The organism is Tepidisphaeraceae bacterium, assembly GCA_035998445.1.
Lineage (GTDB): Bacteria > Planctomycetota > Phycisphaerae > Tepidisphaerales > Tepidisphaeraceae > DASYHQ01.
Genome location: DASYHQ010000018.1, coordinates 81,589 through 93,753, shown reverse-complemented (window position 1 = coordinate 93,753; position 12,165 = coordinate 81,589). Strand labels below are relative to the sequence as shown.

Annotated in this window: 12 protein-coding genes and 1 tRNA gene; 6 read left to right on the top strand and 7 right to left on the bottom strand. The window is 64.1% G+C overall.

The window, feature by feature from the left end; translation table 11 throughout:
- Nucleotides 1-87: 87 nt before the first annotated feature.
- Together infA and rsgA are read right to left on the bottom strand one after the other, a co-directional pair.
- Nucleotides 88-309, bottom strand: a complete 222-nt coding sequence (infA, locus tag VGN72_06950) for a translation initiation factor IF-1 (GenBank protein ID HEV7299087.1) — start codon at nt 307-309, stop codon at nt 88-90.
- A 380-nt stretch (nt 310-689) separates the two neighbouring features.
- Nucleotides 690-1,709 (bottom strand): ribosome small subunit-dependent GTPase A, encoded by a 1,020-nt coding sequence (gene rsgA, locus VGN72_06945; protein HEV7299086.1) that lies wholly within the window; start codon nt 1,707-1,709, stop codon nt 690-692.
- Nucleotides 1,710-1,858: 149 nt separating this feature from the next.
- Here rsgA and VGN72_06940 point away from each other — a divergent pair, with 149 nt between their 5' ends.
- Nucleotides 1,859-2,917 (top strand): glycosyltransferase family 4 protein, encoded by a 1,059-nt coding sequence (locus VGN72_06940; protein ID HEV7299085.1) that lies wholly within the window; start codon nt 1,859-1,861, stop codon nt 2,915-2,917.
- Nucleotides 2,918-3,154: 237 nt separating this feature from the next.
- Here VGN72_06940 and VGN72_06935 read toward each other — a convergent pair whose 3' ends face one another.
- Complete coding sequence (locus tag VGN72_06935; protein HEV7299084.1) at nt 3,155-4,393, bottom strand: pitrilysin family protein; 1,239 nt, start codon at nt 4,391-4,393, stop codon at nt 3,155-3,157.
- A gap of 316 nt (nt 4,394-4,709) precedes the next feature.
- Here VGN72_06935 and VGN72_06930 point away from each other — a divergent pair, with 316 nt between their 5' ends.
- Nucleotides 4,710-5,360 (top strand): hypothetical protein, encoded by a 651-nt coding sequence (locus tag VGN72_06930; protein ID HEV7299083.1) that lies wholly within the window; start codon nt 4,710-4,712, stop codon nt 5,358-5,360.
- 168 nt (nt 5,361-5,528) lie between these two features.
- On the opposite strand, the gene VGN72_06925 is transcribed toward VGN72_06930, so the two are convergent.
- Entirely contained in the window at nt 5,529-5,819 is a 291-nt protein-coding gene (locus tag VGN72_06925; protein ID HEV7299082.1) for a hypothetical protein, read from the bottom strand.
- A gap of 410 nt (nt 5,820-6,229) precedes the next feature.
- On the opposite strand from VGN72_06925, the gene VGN72_06920 reads away from it, so the two are divergent.
- Nucleotides 6,230-6,463, top strand: coding sequence for a hypothetical protein (locus VGN72_06920; protein ID HEV7299081.1), 234 nt, complete (start codon nt 6,230-6,232; stop codon nt 6,461-6,463).
- A 139-nt stretch (nt 6,464-6,602) separates the two neighbouring features.
- On the opposite strand, the gene VGN72_06915 is transcribed toward VGN72_06920, so the two are convergent.
- The 3 genes from VGN72_06915 to VGN72_06905 form a co-directional block, all read right to left on the bottom strand.
- Nucleotides 6,603-7,292, bottom strand: coding sequence for a PEP-CTERM sorting domain-containing protein (locus VGN72_06915; protein ID HEV7299080.1), 690 nt, complete (start codon nt 7,290-7,292; stop codon nt 6,603-6,605).
- 193 nt (nt 7,293-7,485) lie between these two features.
- Nucleotides 7,486-8,721 (bottom strand): pitrilysin family protein, encoded by a 1,236-nt coding sequence (locus VGN72_06910; GenBank protein ID HEV7299079.1) that lies wholly within the window; start codon nt 8,719-8,721, stop codon nt 7,486-7,488.
- Between the two features lie 281 nt (nt 8,722-9,002).
- Nucleotides 9,003-9,788 (bottom strand): hypothetical protein, encoded by a 786-nt coding sequence (locus VGN72_06905; protein HEV7299078.1) that lies wholly within the window; start codon nt 9,786-9,788, stop codon nt 9,003-9,005.
- 112 nt (nt 9,789-9,900) lie between these two features.
- On the opposite strand from VGN72_06905, the gene VGN72_06900 reads away from it, so the two are divergent.
- The 3 genes from VGN72_06900 to VGN72_06890 all read left to right on the top strand — a co-directional run bounded on the left by VGN72_06900 (nt 9,901) and on the right by VGN72_06890 (nt 12,063).
- A tRNA-Leu gene (locus VGN72_06900) sits at nt 9,901-9,984 on the top strand.
- A gap of 201 nt (nt 9,985-10,185) precedes the next feature.
- Entirely contained in the window at nt 10,186-11,502 is a 1,317-nt protein-coding gene (locus VGN72_06895) for a ferric reductase-like transmembrane domain-containing protein (GenBank protein ID HEV7299077.1), read from the top strand.
- An 18-nt stretch (nt 11,503-11,520) separates the two neighbouring features.
- A complete protein-coding gene (locus tag VGN72_06890) occupies nt 11,521-12,063 on the top strand; it encodes a cytochrome c (GenBank protein HEV7299076.1) in 543 nt (180 codons plus the stop codon).
- Nucleotides 12,064-12,165 lie beyond the last annotated feature (102 nt).

Here is a 12,165-nt window from a genome sequence, read left to right as displayed (position 1 = left end):
CGCTGAACTGGAGGCGTCAGATGCGCGCAACACCAGGTGGCGCGCGGATGCATTGGACGCCGGGCGTGGCAACGTCAGGCGAAATGATTACTTCTGGCGGAAGACGATGCGACCCTTGGTCAGGTCGTAGGGGGAGAGCTCGACGCGGACGCGGTCGCCGGGCAGGATGCGGATGAAGTGCTTGCGCATCTTGCCCGACACGATGCCGAGGATCTCGCGCTCGCTGTTGTCGAGGCGCAGCTTGAACATCGCGTTGGGCAATGCCTGGGAAACGGTCGCTTCAATTTCAATCGGCTCGGACTTGGCCACGCAAACTCTCCAGTGGGACAGGGAAACCGGGGATCGAACGGGAAAGTGTAGGGGGAACGGGGGGAAATCTCAATGGGGCGAGGAGGGTGGGTAGCAAATCCCAAGCCTCAATGACCAACAAATGATCAATCACCAAACGCCAATCGGAGTCGCGACACCGATCGCTATTCTGTAGGACGGAGACTCTTACCTGTCTATCCCCCCGTCTTTTTCTCTTACCCAGCTTGGATTTCTCGTTGGGACGCCTGTGCAAACCTAACACGAGTTTCGACATCCTGAGGTGTTCCGAAGCTTCATTTCCGTCCCGCGTATGAACACGGAGAAAAACCCTTCGGAGTACGTCAGGATGACGAGCGACCTGCCCACGTCCCTGGCGAGCCCTACTCCTTCAGACTTTCCGCAATCCGCTCATAGCTCAACCGGCGCCACTCCGGGGCCGTGTCGTCCGCGACGTCTGGGAAATGTTCGAGCAGGTTATCGCGGGTGACGCCCCAGAGGCCGAATACCTTCACGCCCGGCGTGTCGATCACCGCGCCACCGCTACCTTCCAACGGGTAGTAGCGGGCGCTCGTGGTGGTGTGTCGGCCCTTTTCCGTTACTAGCGACACGTCGCCCACGCGAATGTTCAGATGCGGCTGGATGGCCCGAATCAGGCTGGACTTACCGACGCCGCTATGGCCCGCCAGCACCGTGATCTGGTTGGCCAGCACCGCCGACAGCGCCTCAAGCCCCACGTTGGCCGTCACGCTCGTGCCGAGGGTGGCCACGCCGATCGACGCGTAGTACGCCAGCGCTTCGTGCGGTGGTGGGGCGGCGTCGGTGCCTTCGTCGGGGTCAGGCTCAGATTCGATGAACGCCATCTCCGCTTCTGTCAGATCGACCTTGTTCAGGCAGAGCACCGGCCGCAGCCCGCCCGACGTCGCCGCGATCAGCAGGCGGTCGATGAGGCCCCACTTCGGGCGCGGGTTGGCGACGGCGGCGACGATCAGCATCTGGTCGGCGTTGGCCACCACCGGGTGCTGGACGATCTGTTTGAAACTGTCGGCCCGCGTGACGACCGTCCGCCGGGCATCGGCCCGTTCCACTACGCCCTCGGGCTGCCCATTGCCGTTCACCTTGCCCGATGTGCGAAACCGTACGTAATCGCCTACCACGATCGCGGTCTCGGACACCTTCGCCAGCGTCTTGCGGATCGTGCAGAGGTACGTGGTCGCCTCGTGATGCACGTCGCAGTAAAGCGAGTAGACCTGAATCACACGACCGAGCGGCAGGCCGTCGATGTCGATTGAACTGGCAGTGTTGTCCTGGCGCTGCTGGGCGGTCTTCAGCGTCTTGTTCTTCTGTGCGTTCTTGTTGCGATCGCTGAACCGCTGGCTGGCGTCGATGCGGTCCTCGTCCATACCGCCCGACATATAGCGGGAGGTCTGGTCCTTTTCTCGGGGGGATTTCTTCGGCTTGCCTCTCATGCGATGCACGGATCGTCACCCGCAGGCGCCCCAAAGGCAAGCAATCGCGTCCGCACGAGGTCACGGGTACGCTGTCCGCAGCCATGCGGCGAATCCTCCTGCTCATCACCGATATGGAAATCGGCGGCACGCCCACCGTCGTGCGCGAACTGGCGATTCGCCTGAACGCGGCCGGTGGGGCGGTCGTGGAAGTCGCGTGCCTGTCGCGGCCGGGGCCGGTGTCGGAGCAATTGCAGGCTGCAGCGGTGACGGTCCACGCGTTAGACGCGCGCGGTTCACGCGATTTTCCCCGCACCATCAAGCGGTTGGTTCGCCTTGCCCGCGAACGCCAGTTCGACACGATCTTCGGCTTCCTGGTCCACGCCAACGTCGTCGCGGCGGCCGCCTCGCAGTTTCTGCCGAACGTGCGGCTGTTGCAATCGATCCAAACAACGCAGCCACGACCGCGATGGCACTGGATTGCTCAAGCGATCGCCCAACACGCTGCCGAGACGATCGTCGTGCCGAGCCCTTCCGTTGCGCGCGTGGCCGAGCAGTGGTCGCACGTGCCGCGGGAGAAGATTGTGGTGATCCCGAACGCGGTGGACATCGCTGCGTTTAGCGCAACACCCGACTTACGGCCAAGCGAATCCCGTCGCGTCGGGTTCGTCGGCCGGTTGGACCCCATCAAGCGTGTGCCGTTGCTCGTGGACGCGATGACACACCTGCCCACGGACTGGCGGCTGGAAATATTCGGTGACGGTCCGGATCGTGCCCGAATCGAAGCTGCGGTGAAAGTCAGGTCGCTGGAAAATCGCGTCACCCTTCACGGCCGCATCGACCACCCACAGGCGGCGTTTCAACAGATCGACGTGCTGGCCCTACCTTCCGAGGCCGAGGGCTTCGGGCTGGTCCTGATCGAAGCCATGGCCGCCGGCGTGCCCGTGGTCGCCGCGGACGTGCCGGGCGTTCAAGACGTCGTGCGGAATGGGGAGAACGGGTTGCTGATCGACGTTCGCGACGGCCCTAAATTTGCGGTGGCGTTGCAGAAGGCGATCGCCCAACGGACGACGTTGACCGCGAACGGCCTCGACACGGTTCGCCAGCGGTACGAATGGCCCCCCGTGCTCGCGCGGTACAGGCGGGTGCTGGAGATCCGGTAGGTCGGCCTTCGCTTCACGAGGATAATTCGAGCGTCTACGAAAGAGGTTGTCATCCCGAAGGGAGCGGTAGCGACCTGAGGGATCGCCCACGGGGACATCGCTTGCGGTCGAGATCCCTCGGGTCGCTCCCGCTCCCCTCGGGATGACAACTAACGGGGTGATCCGCGAAGCCCTCACCCTAACCCTCTCCCGGAGGAAGAGGGGACCAGATCGCGGGACACGCCGCTCTTGAGACAACTACGTCGCCGTTGCCGCCGTCTCCGGCCCAAGCGTCACGATCGTCATCGGGTCGAATGGATACTCGCGCATCAACTGATGCAGCGATTCCGGCGTCACGCTCATCAACGCGGCCATGTCTTCCTGCAGGCTGCGATAACGCTTGTTGTAGATCCACTGCCCGCCGATGCCGCGCATCCGGCCCAGCGGTACCTCGCCCGACAGCACCAGCGACGACGCCATCTTGTTCCGCGTCCGCTCGACCTCGTCTTCGGTGATGGAATTCTTCGCCTTCTCCAGTTCCTTCAGCGCGATGTCCAGCGCCTGCTGCGTGCGATCGGGATCGGTTGTCAGCGCGATGTAAAAGCTGCCGCACCCGTCGTGTGGGTAGAAGCCGAAGTCGGCTTCTTCAGCAATCGCGTTGTCGACCAGCGCCCAGTAGAACCGGCTGCCCTCGCTGTCGCCGATCACGTCGGCCAACACGCGGGCGGCGAAGCGGCGGTCGTCCTGCGCGCTGGGGCCCGGCATCATGCCCATCGTGTACATGCGGTTCAGCTTCGGGTCGGTCAGATCGATGCGCTTGGGCTTGTGCATCGGTTGCGGCTGCACGCGCGGCGCTTCCACGTGCGGCCAGTCGCCCATGTACTTCTCGGCCAGCTTCACGATGCGCTCGAAGTCCAGCTGCCCCGTGACCGACAGCACCATGTTCCCCGGCCCGTACCGCTGCTGGAAATAGTCGGCCATCTGGTCGCGCGTCAGCGCCTTGATCGAGTCCGCCGGCCCCAGCACGCTCATCGCCAGCGGGTGGTTGCCGAAGTGCTCCTCCATCAGCTTCTCGTACAGCCGATGCCCGGGATCGTCGAGGTACATCGCGATCTCTTCCAGGATCACGTTCTTCTCGGTATCGAAGTCGCTCTGCCGCAGCGACGGCCGCAGCAGGTGGGCGAGATGTTCAATCGCCTGTTCGGTGAACTCGGGAACCACGTTCGCGTAGTAGGCCGTCATCTCCTGGCTGGTGAACGCGTTGTACTTGGCGCCCAGCTCGTCGAAGATGCGGTTGACGTCCTCCCACGTGTACTTGCTGCTGCCCTTGAACATCATGTGTTCCAGGAAGTGCGACACGCCGTTGATCGTCGGCGTCTCATCGCGCGCCCCGGTCTTCACGAACAACCCCGCCGCGAACGAGTGCGAGTCGGGGTTGATCTCTGCGATAATGTCGAGCCCGTTGGGCAGCTGATGATGCTTGAACGAAAGTGCCATGCCGACATTGTAGCCGGGCGGCGGGGGAAGGAAACGGGGTGCGGCGTGCGGGAGGCGGACGGTTCAGCTTCGGTCCCTCTCCCGCATGCTTCGGGAGAGGCGAGGTGAGGGTGATTTGGAATGACCAATGACCAAGCCCGAATGACCAATCAAACCCCAATGAACAATGAACAATGAACAATGATTGGTCATTGGTGCTTGGTCATTCATTGGTCATTCGGGTTTGGTCATTGGTCATTCGATTTTGGTCATTGGTCATTCGCCCGCCGAAATCCGCCCGTTCATCCAGCGGGCCGCCCGGGCTACAATCCCACCCATGACCCTGCACCCCCTTATGCTCCTCGCCCAAACCGCCACGCTGTCTGACGACGGCTTCATCCAGTTCAGTTCCCCCGTCGTCGCCGCCATGTTCTACACGCTGGCGGTCATCGGCACGCTGCTGTTGCTGTTCGTCGGCTACCGCGTCGGCCGCTGGCGGGGCAGCCGCAACGCCGCCAAGGCCATCGACGCCCGCGAGCAGGAACTTTTCACCGCCCAGAAGAGTTTCAAGACGCTGTACGAGCAGGAACTGAACGCCGTGAAGGCCGACAACGCCGGGCTGAAGGCGCAGATCGAGCAGATGACCACCAAGGTCGAGGAATATCGCAAGAAGGCCGCCGGCCTCGGCGGCATGTTCAGCTCCGGCGGCAAGAAGGCCGACGCCATGTACGCGCTGCTGCTGGAGAACGAAGCGTTGGAAGAAGCCCTGTACTCGCAAAACGAGAAGCTGAAGACCGAGCGTACCGATTCGCTGAAGGAGCAGATGCGCGCCACGAGCTACCGCAGAGTGCTGATGAGCCAACTGCTGAACGACGACCGCATCAAGGAGTACGTCTCCGAAATCATCAGCGACGAACGCCGCCTGCCCGACAGCACCGCCGCCGCGACCCCGCCCGCCAAGTCACTGCCGCAACATCAGGAGACGTAAACCCGAGGCCACCCCGAAGCCGCCCCCGTAAGCTCCAGGTTCTGTCTGAAAAGGTCTCGTAGGGGCAGGCCTCCGTGCCTGCCCGCCTCGTCTTCTGCCGAAAGAACGGGCAGGCACGGAGGCCTGCCCCTACGGGCGATCGCCCCAAATTGTGTTTTCAGACAGAACCTAGTGTTGCGATCCCGATCGGCCCGCGCGTGTCCACTGGCCGATCAGGATCGCCAGCAAGATCGTCCCGAACAACGCCAGCACGGCGCCGACATCCCCAACGAAGCTGTACCACAGCATGTCCGACCGCGCGTCACCCACGCTGCCGGCAAACCGCCGCACCGACTCGCTTGCCCACCCCATGGCGCACCCGCGACAGACCAGCCCCAGCACGATGCACGTCCCCGCGATAAACATCGCGAGCCCCTGCCGGTCTTCCTTCGGCGGCCGCCAATCGCTTTGTTCACCCATCGTCGTCTCCTCGATCGCCCGCCACAATCAAAGACTCCCGACTCCTTTATCGCTCAACCCCTTTATCGCTGCGACCCCCGCGGTCCGCTCCAGCGGCGGGTTATCCCGCTACCATTCGGCTCCGACAGCGTAATCGTCCACCTCGCCCGTATGAGGACGAATGCCGAGAACGTTCCTGAATATGGCGTTCATAACCTTGGCGGCTTCCTCAGGTGACGCCTGCTGATCGAGCGTAGTGCAGGTTCAGGCACGCCTGCGAGATTTGTGATTGCTTTCACGTCGAGGGGTTCGTCCTGCAATCCCCCGCCCCCGCCCCCGCCCCCGCCCCCGCCCCTGCCCCCGCCCCCGCGCCCGCGTCCGCGCCTCCGGCGGCGGCGAAGAGCAGGCTTTGGTTTGCTCCGCCGGCGCCAGTGACGCAGACGGTCGCGGATGAGCCGACGGCGGCGGTGGTGAAGCGGCAACTGCGCCCGAAGCAGAAGAACGACCCCCGCTACGTGGCAGCAGCGCGCGAGCTGCGCGATCGGTACCTGGACGAGGTGAACTCCGGGCGGTTCCTGCTGAGCGGCAACGAGAAGTACGACGTGAGCAGAGCCATCGCCGGCCCGCCCCAAGCCGCAACGCTGCCGCTACTGCCGGCGGCGTGAGGTTGCGCGGAACGGCGGGCGGTGGCAATCGAACCACTGCAGCAACGACGACCAAGGCAAGCGATCAACCGAACGGAAAAAAGCACCGGCGGCCGAATGGCCGCCGGTGCTTATCGTTTTTGAGAACGGACGGGCGAGATCAGCAGGCCCGCTTGCGACGACCCAGCAGGGCGACGCCGCCGAGGGCCAGCAGGGACATGGATGCGGGCTCGGGAACGGCCACGGCCTCGATGCTCAGGGCGTTGAGGAACACGAAGTTGTAGTTGTTGTTGGCGTGCCGGGTGACGGTGAGGGCGATCTCGCCGGATGCGTTGGCGAACACGTCGTCAGCGCGAAACACTTGGCTGTTGTTGTTGACGGGTTCGAAGTCGACTGAGGTTGGGGTGCCTGCGCCCGTGAACGTGTAGGTGCCGATGGCGCGCTGACTGCCATCCGTAGCCAAATTGCCGCGCGACGCGCTACCTACGAAATCGTATGCCAAACCCGGGATCAGGTCTGAGAAGGTCACCTGGATGGCCACGGTATTGGAGGCGATGTGGTTGACAAGGGCGGAACCGAAGATGGCGGCATCGGTGTTGGCGGCCGGGGTGCGGCCTGAGTTGCTCCCAGAGGGCACGTTGTTCACGGTGATATCGACGGCCGTCGCGTCGCCATCGATATCGATGAGGTTCGTGACGCTGGTGGCGTCGACCACGCGGTTGAAGTTGGTTGGAGCTGCAGGCGTGTTGCCGGTGCCGGTGGCGAAGTCGATGAAGATCGGCGCCGCTTCAACTGTCAGTGGCGTTAGTGCGGCGATCGCGACGGAGAGCGTAACTAGAGTCCGGGTCATCATTTCCTCCTCGAAAGACGTTCGGCCAGTTGCACCGAAGAAAGCAGGTCGTCGAGATGCTGCGGGTACACCCCGCTGACGACCGTAGTCTCTCATATTACAACAATGGCCGTCGAAAGCAACAACTGTTGTATTTTAGTGGGCTATGGGTCTTTTCGATGGTTGAGGGAGCAGAGGTAGTTGACCGCTAACGTTACTCCGGCAGCTTCAGTTCCTTCGGGCCGACCGTGACGATCGTAAAGCCGTTGGCCGGGTTGGCTTTCAGGAAGGCGTTGACGCGGTCGAGGGTGACGGCGTCGATGGCGGATTTGATCTCGTCGAGCGTGCGCAGGCGGCCGCGGACGAACCAGTCGTGGGCGATGGCGCCGGAGCGGCTGCTGGTGCTTTCGCCTTGCATGACCGTGCTGGCCTTCAGGCCGGTCTTGGCGCGCTGGAGTTCGGCGTCGGTGATGCCATCAGTCAAACGGTGCAGTTCGGAGAGCATGCAGTCGAGCGTGGCCTGGGCGCGTTCGTTGCTGGTGCCGGCGTAGCCGAGGATGTGGCCTTGTTCCTTCAGGCCGCTGTAGCCCGCCCAGACGCTGTAGCAGAGGCCGCGCTTCTCGCGCACTTCGGTGAAGAGTCGACCGCTCATGCCGCCGCTGAGCACCTCGATGGCGAGGCGGATGACGTAGTAGTCGTCGCTGGTCTCGGGGATGCTTTTATACGCGACGCCGATGTGCGTCTGCTCGCTGTCCTGATGTTCATGGAAGCGACTGCCGGGCGGTGGCACGACGTCGAACGGTGTGGGGGCGTCGCCGGTCCAGGCGCCGAAGTGGCGTTCGACCTCATCCTTCAACTGCGCGAAGTCGACCTTGCCCGCGACGGCGAGGATGGACTCGTGCGGCTGGTAGCGATGCTCGAAGTCGGACCTGCACAGGTCGAGCGTGAGCTTTTCGAGCGAGTCGGTCGTGCCCATCGAACTGCGGCCATAGGGCGAGGGGAAGTGCCACTCGCGCAGTTTGATCAGCAGCTTCTGGCGCGGGTCATCATCTAATCCTTCCACCGCCTGAACGGCGAGGTCGCGGGCGGCGTCGAAGCCGGATTGGGGCAACTGCGGGCGCTGCACGATGTCGGCATAGACGGGCAGGCCGGCGAGCACGTGGTCGGCCAGGGCGGCGCAACTGAAGCGGCTGTGGTGGACGCCGACGCTGTTGGACCGCTGCAGGCCGAGGCGGTCGAGGTGGTCGGTGAGTTGCTTGCTGTCGCGGACGCCGGCCCCGCGCAGGACGAGGTCGGAGAGCACGGTGGCGGCGCCGGAGCGGCCGACGGGATCACCGGCGGAGCCCGCGGGCAACAGGAGGTTCATGGCGGCCGACTGCATGCCGGGCATGCGCTCGGCGAGCAGGGTTAAACCGTTCGGAAACGTGTGCTGGAAATAGCGGTCGGACAACGGGCGCTCCTGGTCAAAATCCACAGTTTGGCTAGGCAGTATAGGGCGATGGTGGGCGACTGTCACACGGTGGGGGGCGGGGTGGGTATTTGGCCGGTAAGGCAGCCGTCTTCACGTAGCATGGGCGTCTCGCCCATGCATGTCAGCAGAAGAGAAGACGTGGCCGTTGTCGAATGATGCGCTACTGAACGGGGGCGGCAATTTTCGCTTCGGGTGCGGGCATGGGCGAGACGCCCATGCTACGTGGGGAGGCGGATGCCGAACATCGAGATGGACCGCGCTTACCACGGAGTGTCGTCGGTCTTCTGCAGGTACGTGAAGAAGCACATGCGTTCGACGCCGTCGATCGTGCCGCGCAGGGAGAAGAGCTTGAAGAACCAGGTGAGATCCTGCTCGGTCGGTTCCGCTGGCGGGGCGGATGCGGCGCCCACCACGTCGACGGCCGGCAGGCCGATGAGGTAGTCGCAGACGTGGGCGATGTTCATCTCGTCGATCGCCAGCGTGGACAGCACGAACAGGCCGAGCGTGCGGATCGGTTCGCGCAGGTAGCGTTCAGCCATCTTCACTTCGAGCGTGTCCAGCGCGTCCAAGTAGGCCAGCGTGGCGGGGTCCTGCTTCCAGCCGAGGGCTTGGCGTTCATCCTCGCGCACTCCGGTCAGCCCGACATCGAAGTGGGCCTGAACGCGCGTGTAGAACTGCTCGACCTGCTCGCCGGTCAACCAGCGGACGATCATCGCTTCGCCCGGGCGGCGGTGGATGTGATAGTCGTTAGTCGACAGCGAGCCCGCCTGCGGCAGGTTCAACAGCTCGGCCGCCTCACCCGCAACGCTCTCAGGCAGCAGCGGACTGTCGGCAGACCTGGATTTCTCCAATCGCCCGATGCGTCGCTGAATGTCGCGCGCGGTGTCGGCCGGAAGATCGCTCCGCAGCTCCGCGTCGAACTTGCGATGTCCCTCAAACACGGCCGCCAGGTCGGCGTGCATGCGCAGTTCGTCGGCCTTGTCCTTGGCGCGAACGGCGGGATCGGTCGGACGGTCGGCAGGGGGTTCGTTGGGCTCGTCAAACATAGGCGATCAACATTACCCGCACCGCCCCCGTTCGTTCCACTGCCGCGCCGTGCGCAACGCGCGACTTGCGATCGATCGGCGGCCATCCTACAATCCGCGTCGAAAATTCCCCGGCCTCATGGCGGAATTGGCAGACGCAGTGGATTCAAAATCCACCGCCTTCACGGGCGTATCGGTTCGACTCCGATTGAGGCCACTGTTCGACGCTTCTCGACGCTTCCCACCAAATACCGACGCTAAGCCATCGGCGTCGTCGCTGCCCGAATTCTTGCCGTTGACGAGATCGCCATCCCGTACGAGAACTTGACCGTGCCGTGCTCGCACGGGCACCGCGGACGGCAACCGGGATCCTTCGTTGCCGCCATCGCAGCAACGGTTTTTTCTGCCGGAGGGTGACATGTCTCGAACGATCTCCGGCTTCTTCTGGATCGCGCTTTACCTGTTGGTCGTGCTGTTGCCCGTGGGGCTGATGCTGGTGCCACCGGTGCCCAGCGGGCGCGGGTTCTGGCTGGAATTCTCGGTTGCGCTGGGTTTCGTCGCCCTGACGCAGATCGCCGTGCAGTTCGTGTTGATCGCCCGGTTCAAGCGCGTCACGGCCCCGTACGGTATTGATGTCATCCTGCGCTACCACCGGCAGATCGCGCTGGTGGCCGTGGGGCTCGTGCTGTTGCACCCCATCATCATCGTGATCGACAATCCCTCACGCGCAAAGCTGCTCAACCCGCTCGGCGGCAACTGGGCCAGCCGCTCGGCGTGGGGCGCCATCTTCTCGCTAATCGCCATCGTCGTCACCTCGGTGTTTCGCGAGCGGTTGCGGTTGAACTACGAGATGTGGCGCCTCTCGCACCTGGTGCTGGGTGTGGCGGCGGTGGTGTTCGCGCAGCTGCACGTCTCGATGGCGGGGCTGTACACGAACACGTTCTGGAAGCACGCCGTCTGGATCGGCATCGCCGTCATCACCGTGGGGCTGGTGCTTTACCTGCGGGTGTGGAAGCCCGTCCGGCAGAAGGAATACACGTGGCGCATCGCCGCCATCACGCCCGAGCGCGGCGACACCAACGTGCTCACCCTCGAACCCGTGGGGCAGGACGGCATGACGTTCGAACCCGGCCAGTTCGCTTGGATCAAGCTGGAGGGCACACCCTTCACGCTCGAAGAGCATCCCTTCAGCTTCGCCGGCAGCGCCGAGAAGCCCGGCCGCATCGAGTTTGGCGTGAAGGCATTGGGCGATTTCACGAAGCGCCTGAAGGACATCGCCCCGGGCACGCTCGCCTACGTCGACGGCCCTCACGGCGCGTTCAGCATCGACCGCTACCCGGCCGTCGGTTACGTCTTCATCGCCGGTGGGGTGGGCATCACGCCGTTCGTCTCGATGCTCCGCACCATGGCCGACCGCGAAGATCCGCGGCCGGTCATGCTCATCTACGCCGACAAGTCGCTCGACGACGCCGCCTACCACGACGAGATCGAGCGACTGAAGGAACGCCTCCAACTCGAGGTGCGATACGTGCTGGAAAGCCCGCCCGACCACATCGAGGTGGATACCGGCCAGATCACCAGCGAGCTGCTCGAGCGGCACATCCCGAAGGAGCGCTTCACCCGCGCGTTCTTCGTCTGTGGCCCGCCCGCGATGATGGCCGCGGTGCACAAGTCGCTCATCGGTCACGACGTGCCCGAGCGGCACATCCACATGGAACGCTTCGACCTGGCTTAGCATCAAAGGCCACGCACCATGCGACACCTCATCGCCCACATCGCACTCATCACCCTGGCCGTGCTGCTCATCGCCTTCTCGGCCTTCTTCGCGTGGGCACGGTCCAGGCAGGTCATCCTTTCCGACGAGCCCACGTCATTCTCGCGCTTCGAGCCGCGCGACACGACGTTCGACTGGCGCGCGGTGGGGCGGCAATCCTACTACGTCAACTGCCTGAACTGTCACGGCACCAACGGCCAAGGCTGGGACCAATACCCCGGCCTCGGTCACGCCGCCGACCTGCTGGCCGCGCCGGGCGGGCGCGATTACCTGATCGACGTGCACCTCTACGGCCTCACCAGCCCCCGCTGGCGCGCCCCGATGCCCCCCATGGGCCACCTGGCCGACGCGAACATGGCCGCGGTGTTGAACCACATGCTGACGAACTTCGGCAACGAATCCCGCCTGCCCGACGGTGCCGCCCTCTATACACCCGACGACATCGCCGCCCGCCGCGGGCAGGACTTGAGTCCCAGCGACGTCAACGCCCGCCGGCCCGACGTGCCCCCGCCAGGGCGGTAGTGTGGAAGTATGAAGGCGGAAGGGCAAAGGAAGAAGCGGCGCGCCGTACGGGCCGCGCCGCGTTCATCCTTCTTTTTCATTCTCAGGGCTTCTCAATTTGCC

What these genes read in the sequence shown, in the direction of transcription:
- VGN72_06905 (HEV7299078.1), bottom strand. Translation starts at nt 9,788, where the DNA reads ATGTTTGACGAGCCCAACGAACCCCCTGCCGACCGTCCGACCGATCCC.
- VGN72_06895 (HEV7299077.1), top strand. Translation starts at nt 10,186, where the DNA reads ATGTCTCGAACGATCTCCGGCTTCTTCTGGATCGCGCTTTACCTGTTG.
- VGN72_06890 (HEV7299076.1), top strand. Translation starts at nt 11,521, where the DNA reads ATGCGACACCTCATCGCCCACATCGCACTCATCACCCTGGCCGTGCTG.
- VGN72_06940 (HEV7299085.1), top strand. Translation starts at nt 1,859, where the DNA reads ATGCGGCGAATCCTCCTGCTCATCACCGATATGGAAATCGGCGGCACG.
- rsgA (HEV7299086.1), bottom strand. Translation starts at nt 1,709, where the DNA reads ATGGACGAGGACCGCATCGACGCCAGCCAGCGGTTCAGCGATCGCAAC.
- VGN72_06930 (HEV7299083.1), top strand. Translation starts at nt 4,710, where the DNA reads ATGACCCTGCACCCCCTTATGCTCCTCGCCCAAACCGCCACGCTGTCT.
- VGN72_06925 (HEV7299082.1), bottom strand. Translation starts at nt 5,819, where the DNA reads ATGGGTGAACAAAGCGATTGGCGGCCGCCGAAGGAAGACCGGCAGGGG.
- VGN72_06915 (HEV7299080.1), bottom strand. Translation starts at nt 7,292, where the DNA reads ATGACCCGGACTCTAGTTACGCTCTCCGTCGCGATCGCCGCACTAACG.
- VGN72_06935 (HEV7299084.1), bottom strand. Translation starts at nt 4,393, where the DNA reads ATGGCACTTTCGTTCAAGCATCATCAGCTGCCCAACGGGCTCGACATT.